Source organism: Streptomyces sp. NPDC053079, assembly GCF_044546695.1.
Classification (GTDB): Bacteria; Actinomycetota; Actinomycetes; order Streptomycetales; family Streptomycetaceae; genus Streptomyces.
Window position 1 is genome coordinate 346,224 of record NZ_JBITZJ010000001.1, and the last position, 19,431, is coordinate 365,654.

18 protein-coding genes are annotated in these 19,431 nt (G+C 73.4%); 15 read left to right on the plus strand and 3 right to left on the minus strand.

Features of this window, described 5'->3' with window-relative positions:
* Positions 1-41: 41 nt before the first annotated feature.
* Positions 42-635, plus strand: coding sequence for a DUF3043 domain-containing protein (locus ACIGXW_RS01560; RefSeq protein ID WP_399568701.1), 594 nt, complete (start codon positions 42-44; stop codon positions 633-635).
* A 59-nt stretch (positions 636-694) separates the two neighbouring features.
* Entirely contained in the window at positions 695-1,450 is a 756-nt protein-coding gene (locus ACIGXW_RS01565; protein WP_399570764.1) for a class I SAM-dependent methyltransferase, read from the plus strand.
* Positions 1,451-1,511: 61 nt separating this feature from the next.
* Here the strand turns inward: ACIGXW_RS01565 and ACIGXW_RS01570 are convergent, their stop codons facing one another.
* On the minus strand, positions 1,512-1,727 hold the full coding sequence (locus ACIGXW_RS01570; protein ID WP_071963514.1) for a hypothetical protein: 216 nt from the start codon (positions 1,725-1,727) through the stop codon (positions 1,512-1,514).
* 114 nt (positions 1,728-1,841) lie between these two features.
* On the opposite strand from ACIGXW_RS01570, the gene ACIGXW_RS01575 reads away from it, so the two are divergent.
* The 4 genes from ACIGXW_RS01575 (at position 1,842) to ACIGXW_RS01590 (ending at position 6,713) form a co-directional block, all read left to right on the plus strand.
* Positions 1,842-3,041, plus strand: a complete 1,200-nt coding sequence (locus ACIGXW_RS01575; RefSeq protein ID WP_399568703.1) for a bifunctional adenosylcobinamide kinase/adenosylcobinamide-phosphate guanylyltransferase — start codon at positions 1,842-1,844, stop codon at positions 3,039-3,041.
* 64 nt (positions 3,042-3,105) lie between these two features.
* Positions 3,106-4,152 carry a nicotinate-nucleotide--dimethylbenzimidazole phosphoribosyltransferase gene (locus ACIGXW_RS01580; protein ID WP_399568705.1) on the plus strand — a complete coding sequence of 349 codons (1,047 nt, stop codon included), beginning with the start codon at positions 3,106-3,108 and terminating at the stop codon, positions 4,150-4,152.
* A 78-nt stretch (positions 4,153-4,230) separates the two neighbouring features.
* Positions 4,231-5,997: a phosphatidylglycerol lysyltransferase domain-containing protein gene (locus tag ACIGXW_RS01585; protein ID WP_399568707.1), complete on the plus strand. Its 1,767-nt coding sequence runs from the start codon at positions 4,231-4,233 to the stop codon at positions 5,995-5,997.
* Entirely contained in the window at positions 5,994-6,713 is a 720-nt protein-coding gene (locus ACIGXW_RS01590) for a hypothetical protein (RefSeq protein WP_399568709.1), read from the plus strand. Before ACIGXW_RS01585 ends, ACIGXW_RS01590 begins: the two co-directional genes overlap by 4 nt.
* On the opposite strand, the gene ACIGXW_RS01595 is transcribed toward ACIGXW_RS01590, so the two are convergent.
* Complete coding sequence (locus ACIGXW_RS01595; RefSeq protein ID WP_071963509.1) at positions 6,680-7,417, minus strand: hypothetical protein; 738 nt, start codon at positions 7,415-7,417, stop codon at positions 6,680-6,682. The two genes, ACIGXW_RS01590 and ACIGXW_RS01595, sit on opposite strands and share 34 nt — an antisense overlap.
* A gap of 71 nt (positions 7,418-7,488) precedes the next feature.
* On the opposite strand from ACIGXW_RS01595, the gene ACIGXW_RS01600 reads away from it, so the two are divergent.
* The 6 genes from ACIGXW_RS01600 (at position 7,489) to ACIGXW_RS01625 (ending at position 15,369) form a co-directional block, all read left to right on the plus strand.
* The gene (locus tag ACIGXW_RS01600; RefSeq protein WP_399568711.1) at positions 7,489-8,286 is read left to right on the plus strand and encodes an adenosylcobinamide-GDP ribazoletransferase; all 798 of its coding nucleotides are present in this window, start codon (positions 7,489-7,491) and stop codon (positions 8,284-8,286) included.
* A gap of 140 nt (positions 8,287-8,426) precedes the next feature.
* Positions 8,427-9,950 carry a leucyl aminopeptidase gene (locus ACIGXW_RS01605; protein WP_399568713.1) on the plus strand — a complete coding sequence of 508 codons (1,524 nt, stop codon included), beginning with the start codon at positions 8,427-8,429 and terminating at the stop codon, positions 9,948-9,950.
* 279 nt (positions 9,951-10,229) lie between these two features.
* Positions 10,230-11,618 carry a dihydrolipoyl dehydrogenase gene (gene lpdA / locus ACIGXW_RS01610; RefSeq protein WP_071963506.1) on the plus strand — a complete coding sequence of 463 codons (1,389 nt, stop codon included), beginning with the start codon at positions 10,230-10,232 and terminating at the stop codon, positions 11,616-11,618.
* A gap of 49 nt (positions 11,619-11,667) precedes the next feature.
* Positions 11,668-13,452, plus strand: a complete 1,785-nt coding sequence (gene sucB / locus ACIGXW_RS01615) for a 2-oxoglutarate dehydrogenase, E2 component, dihydrolipoamide succinyltransferase (RefSeq protein ID WP_399568715.1) — start codon at positions 11,668-11,670, stop codon at positions 13,450-13,452.
* A gap of 135 nt (positions 13,453-13,587) precedes the next feature.
* Positions 13,588-14,211 (plus strand): GntR family transcriptional regulator, encoded by a 624-nt coding sequence (locus ACIGXW_RS01620; RefSeq protein ID WP_399568717.1) that lies wholly within the window; start codon positions 13,588-13,590, stop codon positions 14,209-14,211.
* A 192-nt stretch (positions 14,212-14,403) separates the two neighbouring features.
* Positions 14,404-15,369: a WYL domain-containing protein gene (locus tag ACIGXW_RS01625; protein WP_071964675.1), complete on the plus strand. Its 966-nt coding sequence runs from the start codon at positions 14,404-14,406 to the stop codon at positions 15,367-15,369.
* Here the strand turns inward: ACIGXW_RS01625 and ACIGXW_RS01630 are convergent.
* Positions 15,360-16,289 (minus strand): SDR family oxidoreductase, encoded by a 930-nt coding sequence (locus tag ACIGXW_RS01630; RefSeq protein ID WP_399568718.1) that lies wholly within the window; start codon positions 16,287-16,289, stop codon positions 15,360-15,362. The two genes, ACIGXW_RS01625 and ACIGXW_RS01630, sit on opposite strands and share 10 nt — an antisense overlap.
* A 186-nt stretch (positions 16,290-16,475) precedes the next feature.
* On the opposite strand from ACIGXW_RS01630, the gene ACIGXW_RS01635 reads away from it, so the two are divergent.
* From ACIGXW_RS01635 to ACIGXW_RS01645, 3 genes are all read left to right on the plus strand, one after another.
* Positions 16,476-16,994 carry a DUF4240 domain-containing protein gene (locus tag ACIGXW_RS01635; protein WP_071964678.1) on the plus strand — a complete coding sequence of 173 codons (519 nt, stop codon included), beginning with the start codon at positions 16,476-16,478 and terminating at the stop codon, positions 16,992-16,994.
* A gap of 11 nt (positions 16,995-17,005) precedes the next feature.
* Positions 17,006-17,902, plus strand: coding sequence for a TIGR01777 family oxidoreductase (locus tag ACIGXW_RS01640; protein WP_399568721.1), 897 nt, complete (start codon positions 17,006-17,008; stop codon positions 17,900-17,902).
* A gap of 177 nt (positions 17,903-18,079) precedes the next feature.
* Complete coding sequence (locus tag ACIGXW_RS01645) at positions 18,080-19,399, plus strand: NAD(P)/FAD-dependent oxidoreductase (protein WP_399568723.1); 1,320 nt, start codon at positions 18,080-18,082, stop codon at positions 19,397-19,399.
* Positions 19,400-19,431: the final 32 nt, after the last annotated feature.

Consider the following 19,431-nt stretch of genomic DNA (forward strand, 5'->3'; position numbering starts at 1 on the left):
GGGCTGGGGCAGGGGGCCGCGACCCCGTACCCTTGGGTTTCGTGTTCCGAAGCCGTTCGAAAGCGCAGGCCGCACCCACCGAGGTGACCGCGGACCAGCCCAAGCAGCCCCGTGACCCGCAGGCCCCCAAGGGCCGCCCCACCCCCAAGCGCAGCGAGGCCAACTCGCAGCGCCGCTCCCTGGCGCAGACGCCCGCCAACCGCAAGGAGGCCGCCAAGCGCCAGCGCGAGGCGCGCCGCGCCGACCTGGCCAAGCAGCGCGAGGCCCTGGCCAGCGGGGACGAGCGGTATCTGCCGGCCCGTGACAAGGGTCCGGTGCGTTCCTTCGCCCGCGACTTCGTCGACGCCCGGTACTCCGTGGCGGAGTTCTTCCTGCCGCTGGCCGTGCTGATCCTCATCCTGAGCATGGTCAACCGCGGCAAGTTCCAGTCGTACGTCCTGCTGGCGTGGCTGGTCGTGATCCTCCTGATCGTCGTCAACTCCGTCATCACGGGCATCACCCTCAAGCGTGCCCTCAAGCAGCGCTTCCCGGACGAGCCCACGCGCGGCGCGGTGCCGTACGCCCTGATGCGCACGCTGCAGATGCGCCGCCTGCGGCTGCCCAAGCCGAGGGTCAAGCGCGGGGAGAAGCCCTGAGCGCCTTCGCCTCGGGCAGCGCCTTCGCGTCGGGCTTCGGTGGTGGCGCGGAGGGGTGGCTGAGCGGGCTCGGGGGGCTGCGGAACATCGTCCGCCAGGAGCTGGTGGCCCGCCAGATCGACGAGCAGATAGCCGCCCGGTTCCCCGTCGGGCGGCGGCTGCGCGTGCTCGACGTGGGTCCCGGCCAGGGCACGCAGGCGCTGCGCCTGGCCCGGGCCGGGCATGAGGTCACCGGCCTGGAGTCCGACCCGCGGATGGTCGCGGCCCTGCGCGAGGCGCTGGCCGCCGAGCCCGAGGGCATCCAGGAGCGGGTGCGGATCATCGAGGGCGACGGCCGGGACACCGGGGCGCACTTCCTGCCGGGCGCCTTCGACATCGTGCTCTGCCACGGCGTGCTGATGTACGTGCCGGAGCCCGACCCCATGCTCGCGGGCCTGGCCCGGGTGCTGGCGCCCGGCGGCCTGCTGTCTCTGGTGGTGCGCAACGCGGACGCGCTGGCGATGCGGCCGGGGCTGTCCGGCGACTGGAACACCGCCCTCGCGGCCTTCGACTCGCCCGCCTACACCAACCGCATCGGCCTCGAGGTCCGCGCGGACCGGCTGGAGACGCTGACGGCGACGCTGGCCGGGATCGGGGCGCCGCTGCACAGCTGGTACGGCGTGCGGGTCTTCACCGACCTCGCCGGCGACGAGGAGCAGCCGCCCGCCGGTGAGGAGCTGCGGAAGCTGCTGGCAGCCGAGGACCGGGCCGGGCGCACCGACCCCTACCGCGCGGTGGCGGCGCTGCTGCACCTGTGCGGAGTACGGGGCGGATAAGAGAAGCGAAAGCCGTCGGCCCGGGACCTTCAAGGTCCCGGGCCGACGGCTTTCGCGTCGCTCAGCCCTCAGCCGCGGCGTGCAGGCTCATCGGCGCCGCGTAGATCTCGGTGTCGTCCTCGAACAGCCGCACCTGGTCCACGCCGCCCTCCAGCAGGGCCCGCCATTCCTCACCGATCCAGGACTCCGCGTCTCCCTGGGTGGTGAACTCCTCCGGCTCCACAGCGGGGGACGTCTCCGTCCCGTCGGCCTTCTCGAACCGCCACGTCCACACCATGTCCGCCTCCTGGGGCCTGCAGTGAGTGTCCGTGTCGCAGCCTAACGGCCCGTTAGCCGCGAGAAAGGGTGAGCCCCGCGCGCCTGCCGTGCGGGGACGCGAGACGATCAGTGGGTGGATCTGACTCTCCTCGGCACCGGAGCCCCCCAGGGGCTGCCGCGCCCCGGCTGCCCCTGTGCCGCCTGCGCCCTCGCCGTCGGCGGCGAGACGCGGGCGGCGACCGCCCTGCTCGTCGACGGCGCCCTGTTGCTGGACCTCACCCCCGGCCCGGCGTTCGCCGCGGCCCGGGCGGGACGCTCGATCGCGGGGGTGCGCCAGGTGCTGCTCTCGCATCCGCACGACGGGCCCGCCGTGGAGTTCCCGGCCGGGCTGCCCGCGCCGGTCCGGGTGCCGGACGGGCGCGAGCTGTCGGTGATCAGCGGCCACAAGGTGCGGGCGATGGCCCTGGACGCGCCGGGCACGGGATACGAGGTGACGTCCCCCGACGGGGAGCGGCTGCTGTACCTGCCGCCGGGAGCGGCGCCGGCCGGGCTGTCCGGGCTGTCCGGCCCGTACGAGATGGTGCTGCTCGACGTCCTGGGCCGGCCCGACGCGCTGGCCCGGCTGCGGGAGTCCGGGGCCGTGGGGCCGACCACGGACGTCGTCGCGGTCCATCTGGACCACGACGTCCCGCCGGGCCGGGAGCTGCACCGGCGGCTGGCGGCGGCGGGTGCGCGCACGGTGCCGGACGGCACGACGCTGACCGTCGGCGACTACCACGAGGTGCCGGACGTGCCCCGGCGGACGCTGGTGGTGGGCGGGGCCCGCTCCGGCAAGTCCGTGGAGGCGGAGCGGCGCCTGGAGTCCTTCCCCGAGGTGCTCTACGTCGCCACGAGCGGGACGCGCGAGGGCGACCAGGACTGGGCGGACCGCATCGTGCGGCACCGCGAGCGCCGGCCGGGGTCATGGCGCACGGTCGAGACGTGCGACCTGGTGCCGCTGCTGGCGGAGGAGGGCCCGCCGCTGCTGATCGACTGCCTGGCGCTGTGGCTGACCGACGCGATGGACTCCGTCGGGGCGTGGGACGACCAGGTGTGGGCCGAGAGCGGCGAGGCGGCCCTCGCCGAGCGGGTCGCGGAGCTGGTGGCCGCGATACGCGCCACGCCGCGCACGGTCGTGGTGGTCAGCAACGAGGTCGGCTCGGGCGTCGTCCCGGCGACGGCCTCCGGCCGCCGCTTCCGCGACGAGCTGGGCCGCCTGAACGCGGCCGCGGGCGACGAGTGCGAGCACGTGCTGCTGGTGGTGGCGGGCCAGGCGCTGCCGCTGCGCGGCTGACGGGCCGGACCCGGGCCCGGCCGCAGCCCGAACGGCCGGGCCCCCCACCGGTAGTGTGTCGCGGATGAGCGGTCTGAATCTTGATGACTTCGCCTCGCTGATCGAGCGCCCCGACTCCGGCGTGCGGCGGGACGCCGAGGAACGGCGGGAGCGTCTCGGCCCGCGCCCCGGCGCGCTGGGCCGGCTCGACGAGCTGGGCGAGTGGCTCGCGGCCGCGCAGGGGGCCGTGCCGGTGAAGCCGGTGGAGCGGCCCAAGGCGCTGCTGTTCGCGGGCGACCACGGGGTCGCGGCCCTGGAGGTGTCCGGCGGGCCGAAGGGCGGGGCGCTGGAGCTCGTACGGGCCGCCCTCGACGGGCGGAGCGCGGGTGCGATCCTGGCCCGCCGGTTCGGCGCGGAGCTGCGCGTGGTGGACATGTCGGTGGACTGCGACCCCGGCGAGCTGCCCCAGGACGTCACCCGGCACCGGGTGCGACGCGGCTCGGGCCGTATCGACATCGAGGACGCGCTCGGCGCCGAGGAGGCGGAGCGGGCCTTCCGCGCCGGGATGGCCGTCGCCGACGAGGAGGCCGACTCCGGCACGGACCTGATCGTCCTGGGCGATCTGAGCGTCGGCGGCACCACGGCGGCCGGCGCGCTGATCGGCGCCCTGTGCGGCACGGACGCCTCCGTGGTCACCGGCCGGGGCGGCTTCGGCATCGACGACCTGGCCTGGATGCGCAAGTGCGCGGCGATCCGCGACGCGCTGCGCCGGGCCCGTCCGGTCCTCGGCGACCAGATGGAGCTGCTGGCCGCGGTCGGCGGCGCGGACCTGGCCGCGATGACGGGCTTCCTGCTGCAGAGCGCGGTGCGCCGCACCCCGGTGATCCTCGACGGCGTCGTCTCCGCCGCCTGCGCGCTGGTCGCCCAGCGGGTCGCCTTCCGGGCCCCCGACTGGTGGCTGGCCGGGCAGGCCAGCGGCGATCCGGCCCAGACGAAGGCACTCGACCGGATGGCGCTCAACCCTCTCCTCGACCACGGCGTCACTGTGGGCGAGGGGACAGGGTCACTGCTCGCCCTGCCATTGGTGCAGGCGGCCGCGGCCCTGGCGGCGGAGCTCCCCGAACGCTCCTGACGACACCGGCCGGGCAAGCCCGTCACCGGTCGCGAGCGCCCGGAATTCCGCCGCACATGGGCCCCATAATCACTTTTCATGGGAGAAGTCCGCTTGACTCCGGATGAGGGCGCCCGCGGTGGTACCTGGCAGCGGCGTGCCGCGTCGTTCGCGGTGTGGTACCTGCGTGCCGTTACGTTCGTCAATCTGCTCGGCGCGGTCTGGGTGTCCTTCGGTTCGGACATCCGCCGGCACAACGTCGAGGAGTACTTCACCCCGTATCTGCTGACGGCCGGCTTCGCGCCCGCGGTGGTGTCGCTGTTCATGGCGATCACGCTGCGCCGGCGCAAGCGGGCCGCCTGGATCCTGAACCTGGTGCTGGCCGGGCTGCTCCTGCTGCTGCTGGCGTTCGTGATGTTCTTCCCGGAGTTCCGGCGGCACGCCCTGAACTGGTTCTCCCTGGTCACCACCGCCCTGTTCGTGCTGGCGCTGCTGGTGGGCCGCCGGGAGTTCTACGCCAAGGGCGACCGCTCCAACCCCAAGCTCGCCACGGCTGTCGCCGCCGGCGGCCTGCTGGTCACCTCGCTGATCGCCGCCGGACTGGTCACGGTCACCAACCAGGCCACCGACGAGCAGCGCTCCACCTTCCTGGACCGCTGGCACTACGGCGTCATGCGGCTGATCTCGATCGCCGCCGACGACACCCGCTACGCGGGCATCGCCCCGCCCGGCTGGGTCGACGTCGTCATCAACGTGATGAGCACGATCCTGCTGATCGTCGTGGCGTACGCCGCCTTCCGCTCCCGGCGCGCCACCGACCCCCTCACCGCCGGGGACGAGGCGAAGCTGCGCGAACTGCTCGACAAGTGGGGCGACCGCGACTCGCTGGGCTACTTCGCCCTGCGCCGCGAGAAGAGCGTCCTGTGGTCCCCCTCCGGCAAGGCGGCCGTCACCTACCGCGTCATCGGCGGCGTCTCCCTGGCCTCCGGCGACCCCATCGGCGACCCCGAGGCATGGCCCGGCGCCATCGAGCCCTGGCTGGCCGAGGCCCGCGAGCACGGCTGGGTCCCCGCCGTGATGGGCGCGGGCGAGGAGGCCGGCACGATTTACGCGCGGCACGGCATGGACGCCCTGGAGCTCGGCGACGAGGCGATCGTGGACACCGCCGAGTTCACCCTCGAGGGCCGCGCCATGCGCACCGTGCGCCAGGCCTACAACCGCGTCAAGCGCGCCGGGTATACCGTCCGCATCCGGCGGCACGAGGACATCCCCGAGGAGGAGATGGCCGAGCTGCTGCGCCGCGCCGACGACTGGCGCGACGGCGCGACCGAGCGCGGCTTCTCCATGGCGCTGGGCCGCCTCGGCGACCCGGACGACGGGCGCTGCGTGATGCTGGAGTGCCATGACGGCGAGGGCGATCTGCGGGCGCTGCTGAGCTTCGTCCCCTGGGGGCCCAAGGGCCTTTCGCTGGACCTGATGCGCCGTGACCGGGACTCCGAGAACGGCCTGATGGAGTTCATGGTCATCGAACTGCTCCAGCAGGCCCGGGCCCTGGGCATCACCCAGGTGTCGCTGAACTTCGCCATGTTCCGGTCCGTCTTCGAGCGCGGCTCCCGGCTGGGCGCGGGTCCGGTGCTGCGGATGTGGCGCTCGCTGCTCAGCTTTTTCTCCCGCTGGTGGCAGATCGAATCGCTCTACCGAGCAAATGCGAAATACCGCCCTATCTGGGAACCTCGTTTCATGCTGTTCGAGAAGAGCAGTGACCTGCTGCGGATCGGTATCGCCAGCGCCCGCGCCGAGGGCTTCCTGGAAGCTCCCGGCCTGCCCAAGTGGCTCAACCGCAAGCACTTGGAGAGCCGGCGATGAACCGCGCGGCGCTGCTCCGCGCCGCGCGCACCGAGTGGGGTCCGTTGTATACGGCCGTGTGGGGGACGTTCCGGCGCAGACACGCGTGGGCCATCCCCATGACGCTCTCGGCCGTCGTCCTCACCGCCGTCTTCCAGATCGTCCAGAACCAGCCCTGGGGCTTCGGGCCCGTCCAGCGGCTCGGCTCCGTCCAGGCGGAGCTGCCCTGGTGGCTGGCGCTGCTGCGGACCCCGCTGTCGCTGTTCGTCCCCGCCCTGGACCTGCCCGTGTGGGGGGCGCTGGCCCAGATCCTGATCGTCTTCGGCCTGGCCGAGGCCGCGCTGGGCATGGGGCGCACCCTGGCCGTCGCGTACGTCGCCACCCTCGCGGGGACGATGTACGCGCGGCTGGCCATCGCGGTGGGGCCCGACTCCGTCCTGGGGCTGCCGCCGGAGGCCGCGAAGATCATCGACACCGGCCCCTCGGCGGCGGTCGTCGGCCTGGCGGTGTACGTCTCCTGGCGCTACCGCGCCTGGTTCACCTGCGCCCTGGTGGTGCTGGCCATGGTGGGCGAGGTCCTGGTCAAGCCCAACCTGGCCGGCAAGGAGCACGTCGCCGCCGTGGCGGCCATGCTGCTGGTGTGCGGAGTGGACGAGCTGCGCAGGCGACGCAAGCCCCGCCGCGACGCCCACCGCGAGCGCGATCAGCGGTCCGGGGCGCCGGCCAGCAGATCGTGAAGCCTGTTGCGCGCCGCCTCCCAGCGCGCGTCGTGCCGGTAGGCGCGCACCCGCGCCCGGCGGCGGGCCCGCGGCCGGTGCCGGTAGAAGCGCCGCGCCCACGGTGAGCCGGGCCGGGCCAGCCGCACCGCGCCCACGATCGCCACGAACGGCACCACCGCGCCGATCAGGGCGATCCGCGGCTTGCCCTTGGCCAGGGCGAAGAGCGCGATCAGGAAGTTGAGCAGGGTGTTGGTCACCACGATGGTGCGGTTCTGCAGCTCGTCCGGCGTCAGCTCGTTCACCCCGAACGGGGAGAAGCCCAGGAGGACCAGGGCCACGAGAGCCGCCGTCAGCACCACCATCTCGACGCTCTTGCGGCCCTGCTCGGTCCAGTACACGTCGTCCAGGTGCAGGACGAGCGCGAACTCGTCCAGCACCAGACCCGCGCCCATGCCGAACAGCACGGCCGCCACCGCCGCCCCGAAGCCACGCTGTCCCTCGGCCACCGCGCCGAAGCCGCCGACCACCATCAGCACCACGCCGGGCACCACGTGATGGACGTGCAGCCCACCGGGCCTGATGTTGCCGAACGGGCCCTTGCCCGCCCGGATCAGCCGGGTGATGACCCGGGTGACCAGGAACGTCAGTACGAACGCGGTCAGCGCCAGCAGCAGCGGCAGCTTGCCCGGCTCGACGATGTTGCGTGTCAGCCAGTGACCCATGGCACTCCCGCTCCGCTCCGCGCTCCCCCGGCCAAAGTACTGCCCACGGGCGGCGGGATACCCTGCCCGCGATGACCGACACGACACCCGTCCGGCCCACCGGCGGCGACGCCCTGCGCTTCGCCTTCGGCACCCTCACCGTGCTGCCCGTCCCGCTCACCCGCTGGGACCGGCAGACCGCCCGCGGCGGCATGCTCGCGGCGCCGCTGGCCGGTCTCGTGGTGGGCGGCTGCGCGGCCGCCGCCGGGCTGCTGTTCCTGCTGCTCGGCTCGGGCCCGCTGCTCGCCGCCGTGGCCTCCGTCGCGGTGCCCGCGGTCCTCACCCGCGGGCTGCACCTGGACGGACTCGCCGACGTCGCCGACGGACTGGGCAGCGGCAAGCCCGCCGAGGACGCGCTGCGCATCATGAAGCAGTCGGACATCGGCCCCTTCGGCGTCATCGCCCTCCTGCTGACCCTGCTCGGCCAGGTCGCCGCCCTCGACGCGCTGTACGCCGCCGGCTGGACGCGCGGCGCCCTCGCGGCGGTCGTGGCCGCCCTCGCCGCACGCTGCGCCCTGACCCTGGCCTGCCGCTCCGGCGTCCCGGCCGCCCGCCCCGACGGGCTGGGGGCGGCCGTCGCCGGCGCCGTCCCCCGGCCGGCCGCCCTGGCCGTGGCGGCGCTCGCGGCCTGCGCGGCCGCCGGCGCGGGCGCGCTCGCCGGCCCCCAGGGGGCACTGCGTTCGGGGCTCGCCGTCCTGCTCGCGCTGGCCTGCGGCGAGCTGATGCTGCATCACTGCAGGCGCCGCTTCGGCGGGGTGACCGGCGATGTGTTCGGCGCCCTGGCGGAGACCGCCGCGACGGCCGCGCTGCTCGCCTCGGCCCTGGGCTGAGCGGCCCCGCGGGGATACGCTCTCACGTGCCCAAAGGCCCGAGCCCGGGCGGCAAGAGCGCGGCGCATACGATGCGCAGGGTGCGGCCGGCCCACCACCCATCGGCCGAAATATCAACGGAAGTAGGGACACCCACCACCGTGACTGCTCTGACTCTCAGCACTTCCAGCGCGGCGACGCTGCGCGCGGACGCCATTGTCGTCGGTGTGGCGAAGGGCCCGAAGGGTCCCGTCGTCGCCCCCGGCGCGGAAGCCGTGGACAAGGCGTTCGACGGCAAGCTGGCCACCGTCCTGGAGACCCTCGGCGCCGGTGGCGGCGAGGGCGAGGTGACCAAGCTGCCCGTCCTGTCCGGCCTCAAGGCCCCGGTCGTGCTGGCGGTCGGCCTGGGAGACCAGCCCGCCAAGGGCGACGGCTTCGCCGAGGAGACGCTGCGCCGCGCCGCCGGCACCGCCGCCCGCGCGCTGACCGGCGCCAAGAAGGCCGCGTTCGCCCTGCCCGTCGAGGACGCGGAGTCCGTCGCCGCCATCGGTGAGGGCGCGCTCATGGGCGCGTACGCCTTCACCGCCTACCGCGGCGACGGCGCGGCGAAGAAGGACGCCAAGAGCGCCCCGCTCGCCGAGGCCGTGATCCTGGGCGCCAAGCCCCGCGACAAGGCGTTCAAGGCCGCCGCCGAGCGCGCCGCCGCCGTGGCCGCCGAGGTCAACCGCGCCCGCGACCTGATCAACATGCCCTCCAACGACCTCGACCCGAAGTCGTTCGCCGCGAAGGCCCAGGCCGCGGCCAAGGAGTTCGGCCTCAAGGTCGAGGTGCTGGACGAGAAGGCGCTGCTCAAGGGCGGTTACGGCGGTCTGATGGGCGTGGGCCAGGGCTCCGCCACCCCGCCGCGCCTGGTGCGTCTTGCCTACACCCACCCCAAGGCGGAGAAGACCCTCGCCCTGGTCGGCAAGGGCATCACCTACGACTCGGGCGGCATCTCGCTGAAGCCGGCCGGCCACAACGAGACCATGAAGTGCGACATGGCCGGCGCCGCCGCCGTCTTCGCCGCGGTCGTGGCCGTCGCCCGCCTGGGCCTGGAGGTCAACGTCACGGGCTGGCTGGCGCTCGCCGAGAACATGCCCTCCGGCAACGCCACCCGTCCGGGCGACGTGCTGAAGATGTACAGCGGCAAGACGGTCGAGGTGCTCAACACCGACGCCGAGGGCCGCCTGGTCCTGGCCGACGCCCTGACCCGCGCCTCCGAGGAGAACCCGGACGCGATCGTGGACGTCGCCACCCTCACGGGTGCCATGGTCCTCGCGCTCGGCAACCGCACCTTCGGTGTGATGGCCAACGACGACGCGTTCCGCACCTCGCTGTACGAGATCGCCGAGGAGGTCGGCGAGCAGGCGTGGCCGATGCCGCTCCCCGCCGAGCTGCGCAAGTCGATGGACTCCCCCGTGGCCGACCTCGCCAACATGGGTGAGCGCATGGGCGGCGGTCTGGTGGCCGGCCTCTTCCTGCAGGAGTTCGTGGGCGAGGGCATCGTCTGGGCGCACCTGGACATCGCGGGCCCGGCGTTCCACGAGAGCGCCCCGTACGGCTACACCCCCAAGGGCGGCACCGGCTCCTCGGTGCGCACCCTGGTCCGGCTGGCCCAGCGCACGGCCGACGGCGACCTCGGCTGATCCCCCGGCGGTGGCGGCGGCCCCGGGAATGACCCGGGGCCGCGCTGCGTTCGCTCTCGACGAAAACACACATTCCTACGCACTGGTAACCCTCGAAGGTGACGCATCAGTCGTCGCCGAGCCCCAGCCCGGCGTCCCGCCGTCCGTCAACAAGTGCGAAGATGTTGTCTCGGCAGGACAGGGCCCACCCATCACAGGGCCGAAGCAAAGCGGCCGTACGACAGCCGCCGACCGGTCACCGACGACCGGTCCGGCGCACCCATGCATGGAGGACGTGACGTGGCGAACGACGCCAGCACCGTTTTCGACCTAGTGATCCTCGGAGGCGGTAGCGGCGGTTACGCCGCTGCCCTGCGCGGAGCGCAGCTGGGTCTCGACGTCGCCCTGATCGAGAAGGACAAGCTGGGCGGCACCTGCCTGCACCGCGGCTGCATCCCCACCAAGGCTCTGCTGCACGCGGGCGAGATCGCCGACCAGGCTCGTGAGGCCGAGCAGTTCGGTGTCAAGGCCTCCCTCGAGGGCATCGACATCGCGGGCGTCCACAAGTACAAGGACGACGTGATCTCGGGCCTGTACAAGGGTCTGCAGGGCCTGGTCGCCTCCCGCAAGGTCACCTACGTGACCGGCGAGGGCCGCCTGTCCTCCCCGACGTCCGTCGAGGTCAACGGTCAGACCTACACCGGCCGCCACGTCCTGCTGGCCACCGGCTCCGTGCCGAAGTCGCTGCCGGGCCTGACCATCGACGGCGACCGCGTCATCTCCTCCGACCACGCGCTGGTCCTGGACCGCGTGCCGAAGTCCGCGATCGTGCTGGGCGGCGGCGTCATCGGCGTCGAGTTCGCCTCCGCGTGGAAGTCCTTCGGCGTCGACGTCACCATCGTCGAGGCGCTTCCCCACCTCGTCCCGGTCGAGGACGAGAACAGCTCCAAGCTGCTGGAGCGCGCCTTCCGCAAGCGCGGCATCAACTTCTCCCTCGGCTCCCGCTTCTCGGGCGTGGAATACACGGCCGACGGGGTGAAGGTCTCCCTGGAGAACGGCAAGACCTTCGAGGCCGAGCTGCTGCTCGTCGCCGTGGGCCGCGGCCCGGTCTCCCAGGGCCTGGGCTACGAGGAGGCCGGGGTCGCGATGGACCGCGGCTACGTCCTGGTCGACGAGTACATGCAGACCAACGTGCCGACCATCTCGGCCGTCGGTGACCTCGTCCCGACCCTCCAGCTCGCGCACGTCGGCTTCGCCGAGGGCATCCTGGTTGCGGAGCGTCTGGCCGGTCTCAAGCCCGTGCCGGTCGACTACGACGGCGTGCCCCGCGTCACGTACTGCCACCCGGAGGTCGCTTCGGTCGGTATCACCGAGGCGAAGGCCAAGGAGCTGTACGGCGCCGACAAGGTCGTCGCTCTGAAGTACAACCTCGCGGGCAACGGCAAGAGCAAGATCCTGAAGACCGCGGGCGAGATCAAGCTCGTCCAGGTGCGGGACGGTGCCGTGGTCGGCGTCCACATGGTCGGCGACCGTATGGGTGAGCAGGTCGGCGAAGCCCAGCTGATCTACAACTGGGAGGCGCTGCCGGCCGAGGTCGCGCAGCTCATCCACGCGCACCCGACGCAGAACGAGGCTCTGGGCGAGGCCCACCTGGCCCTGGCCGGCAAGCCGCTGCACTCGCACGACTAAGTCCCGAGCGCACCACCATCCGCACTATTCGTAAGGAGCAACCGCAACCATGGCGGTTTCCGTAACCCTGCCGGCGCTCGGCGAGAGCGTGTCCGAGGGCACCGTCACCCGTTGGCTCAAGGCCGAGGGTGAGCGCGTGGAGGCCGACGAGCCGCTGCTCGAGGTCTCCACCGACAAGGTCGACACCGAAATCCCGGCCCCCGCGTCCGGCATCCTGGCCCACATCAAGGTCGGCGAGGACGAGACGGTCGAGGTCGGCGCCGAGCTGGCCATCATCGACGACGGCGCCGGTGCCCCGGCCGCCGCGCCGGCTCCGGCCGCCGCCGAGGCCCCGGCCCCCGCCGCCGCGACCGAGGCCGCTCCGGCCCCGGTCGCCGAGGCCCCCGCCGCCCCGGCGCCGGCCGCCGAGGCCCCCGCCCCCGCAGCCGCCCCGGCCGCTGCCTCCGGCACCGACGTCGTGCTGCCCGCGCTGGGCGAGTCGGTCACCGAGGGCACCGTCACCCGCTGGCTGAAGGAGGTCGGCGAGGAGGTCTCGGAGGACGAGCCGCTGCTCGAGGTCTCCACCGACAAGGTCGACACCGAGATCCCGGCGCCCGCCTCCGGCGTGCTGCTCGAGATCGTCGTCGGTGAGGACGAGGTCGCCGAGGTCGGCGCCAAGCTCGCCGTGATCGGTGCCGCCGGCGCCGCTCCGGCCGCCGCCCCGGCTCCGGCCGCCCCGGCCCCCGCGCCGGTCCAGGAGGCCCCGGCCGCTCCGGCGCCGGTCGCCGCCCCGGCTGCCCCGGCCCCCGCTCCGGTCGCGCCCGCCGCCCCGGCTCCGGCTCCGGCTCCGGTCGCCGCCCCGGCGCCGGCCGCTCCGGTCGCCCCGGCTGCTCCGGCCGCCCCGGCCCCCGCCGCCCCCGCGGCGGACGGCGCCTACGTCACCCCGCTGGTGCGCAAGCTCGCCGCCGAATCCGGCGTCAACCTGAGCACCGTGCAGGGCACCGGCGTCGGTGGCCGCATCCGCAAGCAGGACGTCATCGCCGCGGCCGAGGCCGCCAAGGCCGCGCCGGCTCCGGCCGCCGCCGCCCCGGCAGCCGCCGCCCCGAAGGCCCCGGCCCTCGAGGCGTCCCCGCTGCGCGGTCAGACGGTCAAGATGCCGCGCATGCGCAAGGTCATCGCCGACAACATGATGAAGGCGCTGCACGGCCAGGCGCAGCTGACCTCCGTGGTCGAGGTGGACATCACCAAGATCATGCGGATGCGCAACAAGGCCAAGGACGCGTTCGCGGCGCGCGAGGGCGTCAAGCTCTCCCCGATGCCGTTCTTCGTCAAGGCCGCCGTCCAGGCGCTGAAGGCCCACCCGGTCATCAACGCCCGGATCAACGAGGACGAGAACACCATCACCTACTTCGACTCCGAGAACGTCGGCATCGCCGTCGACTCGGAGAAGGGCCTGATGACCCCGGTCATCAAGGGTGCGGGTGACCTCAACATCGCGGGCATCGCGCGCAAGACCGCGGAGCTGGCCGGCAAGGTCCGTTCCAGCAAGATCAGCCCGGACGACCTGGCCGGCGCGACCTTCACGATCAGCAACACCGGCTCGCGCGGTGCGCTGTTCGACACGGTCATCGTGCCCCCGAACCAGGTCGGCATCCTGGGTATCGGTGCGACCGTCAAGCGCCCGGTGGTCATCAACCACCCGGAGCTCGGCGAGACCATCGCGATCCGCGACATGACGTACCTGGCGCTGTCCTACGACCACCGCCTGGTGGACGGTGCCGACGCGGCCCGCTACCTGACCACGGTCAAGCAGATCCTCGAGGCCGCCGAGTTCGAGACCGAGATCGGTCTCTGACCCGAACGCCCCTGAGGTAAAGCGCTGAAGGGCGCGGCCCCGGTTCCGTACTCGTACGGGCCGGGGCCGCGCCCTTCGGCTTGCCGGGCCGGACGTCGATAATGACGTTCCCGGCAGATCCGACCAAGGAGAGAAATGACCCCGCCCGTCGTCCATTCGCTGCGCGAGCAGATCCGCGAGCACATCCTCGAGGGGATCGTCAGCGGGCGCTGGCAGCCGGGCGAGCGGATCGTGGAGCGGCGGATCGCCGCCGAGCTGCTGGTGAGCCAGACCCCGGTGCGCGAGGCGCTGCGCGAGCTGGAGTCGCTGCGGCTGATCGAGTCCGCGCCCAACAAGGGCGTGCGGGTCCGCGACCTGACCGCCGCCGACCTCAAGGAGAGCTACCCGGTCCGGGCCGGCCTGGAGCAGGTCGCCGCCGAGCTGGCCGCGGACGCCCTGGCCGAGGACGTCTCGGCGCTGGAGCGGGAGGTGGCCGCGCTCGAGGTGGCCGACCGCGCCGGCGACAGCGAGGCGCAGGCGCGCCACACGGTCGCCTTCCACCGCGAGATCGTGCGGGCCGCGGGGAACTCCGTGCTGCTGCACACCTGGGAATCCCTGGGCATCGAGGTGTGGACGACGCTGTCGATCCGCTGGCTGAGCCCGGAGCCCCGCGCCCACGCCGAGGACCACGCGGAGATCGTGCGGGCCTTCCAGCGGCGCGACCCGGCCATCGGCGAGCTCCTCAAGCGGCACGTTCTCAGCTGCGCTCCACGAATCTGACCTGCAGCCATTGATCGATCATCGATCAAAGGCGTATCGTCTGCGCCGGAGCCGCACCGCGCCGCCCTGTCCTGTGACGCGGAACGGCTCAGGGGTGACGACAGGACCCCGCGCGCTCGTCCATGCCCTGGCTCGGCACGCGGGCTCCTGTCGTCACGCCCCGTTGTCGGTGCCCCCCGGCATCATGGGGTCATGCGCGCGGCCCGTCTGATCAAATTGGTGCTCCTGCTCCAGTCCCGCCCGTCGATGACCGGCACCGAGCTGGCGAGCCGGCTCGAGGTCTCGGAGCGTACGGTCGCCCGGGACGTCCTCGCGCTGTCCGAGGCCGGAGTGCCCGTCTACGCCGACCGCGGCCGCGCCGGCGGCTACCGCCTGATCGGCGGTTACCGCACCCGGCTGACCGGCCTGGGCCGGACGGAGGCGGAAGCCCTCTTCCTGTCCGGCGTGCCGTCCGCGCTGCGCGACATGGGCCTGGCGGACGTAGCCTCCGCCGCCCGGCTGAAGGTCTCCGCCGCGCTCCTGCCCGAGCTGAGCGACGCCCCCACGAACGCGGCCCAGCGCTTCCATCTGGACGCCCCCGGCTGGTGGCATCCCCACGACGCGCCCGCCCTGCTGCCCGCGATCGCGGACGCGGTCTGGGACGACCGCCGCATGGCCGCCCGCTACCGGCGCCGCGAGGGCGAGGTGGAGCGGGACCTCCAGCCGTACGGCCTGATCCTCAAGGCCGGCGTCTGGTATCTGGCGGCCCGCACCGGCGAGGACTTCCGCGTCTACCGCGTGGACCGCTTCACCGCGGTGACCGTGGGCGAGGACCGCTTCCGCCGCTCGGCCGACTTCGACCTGCCCGCCTTCTGGGAGGAGCGGGCAGCGCAGTTCGCCCGCTCGATCCTGCGCGACCGCGTGGAGCTGCGCCTGACCCCGGAGGGAGCGCGCAGGCTGCCGCACGTGACCGACCGCACGGCGGCGCGGGAGGCCCTGGCGGCCGCCGGGGAGCCGGACGCGCTCGGGCGCCTCACGCTCTCGCTGCCGGTGGAGTCGTCCGAGGTGGCGTACGAACAGCTGCTGGCGCTGGGCCCGGAGGCGGAGGTGCTGGGGCCGCCGGAGCTGCGCGAGCGGTTCGCGCGCGCGGCGGCCCGGTCCGCCGGTCTCTACCGGTAGTCCTCCGGGGTGCCGTCCGCGCCGTCGAGGACGACGTCCTGGAAGTACCCGAAGGCGTCGGGCCGGGAGCCGTCGGTGTCGGTGAAGCCGTAGACCTTGGCCAGCTGACCGCTGGAGAGGGACTTGCCGTTCCACCGGGCCCGCTCCGGGTCGGTGGCCAGGGCGACCAGGGCCCGGCCGATGTAGACGGGGGACTCGGCGACGGCGAAGTGCGGCTGGGCCTTCACCGCGTCCCGCCACGTCTCCTCCGTGACCCCGAAGTGGTCGAGCATCTGCTCCGAGCGCAGGAACCCGGGGCTGAGGCAGACGGCGGTGCAGCCGTAGCCCTTGAGCTCCTCGGCGAGCCCGAAGGCCATGCGGATGGGCGCGTACTTGGCCAGGTCGTAGAAGAGGTTCTCCCGGTAGGTGCGGTTGAACTCCTCCGTGCCGTCGGTGATCTCCACGAGCAGCCCGCCCGGCCGCCGGATGAGCAGGGGCACGGCGAAGTGGCTGGTGATGGCGTGCGTGTCCGTGGAGAGCCGCAGCATCCGCAGCCCCTTCTCCAGGTCCACCTCCCACACCTTCTTCTCGAACTCGATCAGGTGATCCCCGCCCCACACGTCGTTGACGAGGACGTCCAGCCGCCCGTGGTCGCGGTCGATGCGCTCGACCAGCGCCCGGACCTGCCCGGGCTCCAGATGGTCGGTGGGCACGGCGATGCCCGTGCCGCCCGCGGCGGTCACCAGCTCGGCGGTCTCCTCGATGGTCTCGGACCGGCCGACCTCGCTGCGATGCGCCCGCGTGGAACGCCCCGTCACATAGACGACGGCGCCCGCGGCCCCCAGTTGCACGGCCATGGCCCGCCCCGCGCCCCGCGTGGCACCCGCGACCAGCGCCACGGTCCGCGCCAGCGGCTTGTCTTCACTCTGCGATGCGGTCACGAAACGTCTCCTCTTCCTCGGCGTCCCCGGTCTTCGACGACTGCCACGACGGTCGCACCGATACCGGACACCTTCTGTCGTGATTTTCCGGCGATCGCGAATCGGACTCACCGATAACAACACGGCCGCATCCGGCTCCCTGGAGGTGCGTGGCCCTGCGGCAGGGCCGATGCTGGTCCCGTGATGATGGACGAGACGGAGTTCTGGGAGCTGATCGACAGCGCACGCGAGACCGCCGAAGGAGACCCCGAGGACCAGGCCGACGCCCTGGTCGAGAAGCTGATGCAACTCGACCCGGACGCCGTGCTCGACTTCGCCCGGCACTTCGAGGCCCGGTACAACCGCGCCTACCTCTGGGACCTGTGGGGGGCCGCGGCCGTGCTGCTGGACGGCGCGAGCGACGACGTCTTCGACTACTTCCGCTGCTGGCTGATCGGCCAGGGCAGAGAGGTCTTCGAGGGCGCGGTGCACGAACCGGACACCCTCGCGGACCTGCTGGACGACTTCGACCCGGAGGTGGACGGCGACGGCGAGGACCTGGGATACGCGGCGGACGAGGCGTACGAGCAACTGACGGGCGCCGAGACCCCCGACCTCGGCCTGCCGCCCCAGCCGTCCGAACCGCTCGGCGCCCCGTTCGGCCTGGAGTCCGAGGAGGCGCTGGCCGAGCGGTTCCCGCGGCTCTGGGAACGGTTCAGGGCCTGACGGGGGGACCCATGCGCGTCGCGATCACCGGTTCGGACGGCCTCATCGGGAGGGCGCTCGTACGTTCGCTGGAGTCCGACGGCCACCAGGTGGTGCGCCTGGTGCGCCGCCCGCCCCGCCGGCCGGACGAAGTCGAGTGGGACCCCGCCCGCCGACGGGTGGACACACGGCACCTCGCCGGCTGCGAGGCGGTGGTGCACCTGGCCGGTGCCGGAGTGGGCGACCACCGCTGGACGGAGGCCTACAAGAAGGAGATCCGCGACAGCCGGGTCCTGGGCACTGCGGCGATCGCCGAGGCCGTGGCGTCCCTGGTCACCCCGCCGCGCGTCCTGCTCAGCGCGAGCGCGACCGGCGTCTACGGCGACACCGGAGACCGGCCGGTGGACGAGAGCACCCCGCCCGGCGACGGCTTCCTCGCAACTGTCTGCCAGGACTGGGAGGAGGCGACGGGCGCCGCCACGGAGGCGGGCGTACGCACCGTCCTGCTCCGCACCGGCCTGGTGGTCTCCCGCGACGGCGGCGCCTGGGGCCGCCTCTTCCCGCTCGTCAAACTCGGCCTCGGGGGGCGGCTGGGGAGCGGACGGCAGTACTGGAGCTTCATCGCCCTGCACGACCACGTCGCCGCCCTGCGCCACCTCCTGGACTCCCCCGCCCTCTCCGGCCCGGTCAACCTCACCGCACCGCACCCCGTCACCAACCGCGAGGCCACCGAGGCGACGGGGCGCGTGCTGAAGCGCCGGACACCCTTCCCGGCGCCCGCTCCGGCGCTCAGGCTGGCACTGGGCGAGATGGCCACGGAAGTCCTGGCCAGCTGTCGTGTCCTGCCGCGGCGACTGCTGGACTCGGGCTTCGACTTCGCGTACCCGGACATCGAGAGCGCCGTACGCGCGGCGCTGGACAACAGCTGACGCACCCGTCCCCCGCTCCGGAACGGCGATGTGTGCGACCACCGTGCGACCATGCTCGCCCCGTGCGCGACTGTTATTGACCGGATTTCTCTCTACGGTCGAGGCGAACTCGCGCATCGCCGCCGCCGGTTGAGGGCATCAGGCCCCCGAGCGAGCGGACCGACCCCGGGAGGGCACGTGCTCAGCAGCGCACGCACCGCACACCACGCTGACGTCGTCATCGTGGGAGCCGGCCTCGCCGGCCTCTCTGCGGCTCACCATCTCATCAGCGCCGGGGTGACCGTCACCGTCCTGGAGGAAGCCCCGGGCCCCGGCGGGCGCATGACGACCGATGAGGTCGACGGCTTCCACCTGGACCGCACGGGCCAGTTGCTCAACACCTCGTTCCCGGAACTCCTGCGCACCCCCGGGCTGGAGGCGCTCAAGCTGCGCCCCTTCACCCCCGGGGTGCTGGTCCACACCGACGGCCGCAACCACCGCACCGGCGAACTCCGCGGGGCCAAGCGCGCGTTCACCACCGCCCGCGCCTTCGCGGCGGCCCGCGCCTCACGGAGCGCCGGCCTCGATCAAGCGCGGCTCGGCGCGGCACTGGCCCGCCTCGCCGCGCTGCCCATCGACCGGATGCTGGCCCGCCCGGACCGGCCCACGGCCGCGACCCTGAGCAGCCGGGGCCTGCCGACGCGCACGGTGGAGGGCTTTCTGCGCCCCCTCCTGGCCTCGCTCCTGTCCGACCCGGACCTCACCACGTCCAGCCGCTGCGCGGACCTGGTCCTGCGCGGCTACGCCCGCGGCCGCCTCTGCCTCCCGGCGGGCGGCGCCGGCGTCATCCCCCGCCTCCTGACGGCCCAGCTGCCGCAGGACACGGTGCGTACGGGCGTACAGGCCACGTCCGTGGGCACGACGTCCGTCGGCACGGCGGCGCACGGGCAGATCACCTGCCGCTCCGTCGTCGTGGCGACGGGCGCCCGCGCCGCCGCCGAACTGATCCCGGGCCTGCGCCTGCCGGGCTTCCACCCGGTGACGATCCTGCACCACACCACCGACGCGCCGCCCCTGCGCGACGCCTCCCTGATCCTCACCGGCGGCCGCCGGGGTCCGGTCGCGCACACCACGGTGGCCAGCGAGGTCGACCCCGACCGCGCGCCCCTGGGCAGGTGCCTGATCACGTCCACGGTCCTGGGCCCGGCGGCGTCCCTGCCCACGCCCGAACTGGACCGGGCGGCCCGGGCCCAGCTGGCCCGGGTCTACAACACCTCGACCACCGCCTGGCACCTCCTGGCCGCCCACCACGACCCCGACGCGGTCCCCGCGATGCCGGCTCCCCATGACGTGCGCCGGCCGGTCCGGCTCCTGTCGGGGCTCTACGTCTGCGGCGACCACCGGGATACGAGCACGGTGCAGGGGGCCCTGTTCTCGGGCCGGCGGGCCGCGCAGGCGGTCCTGCGCGACCTGGGCATCCGCCCGGGGTACGGGGCGCAGGCGCTGCGGGCGGCGTAGCACCGGTCACCCGGCACGTGAGCGAGGCAGGC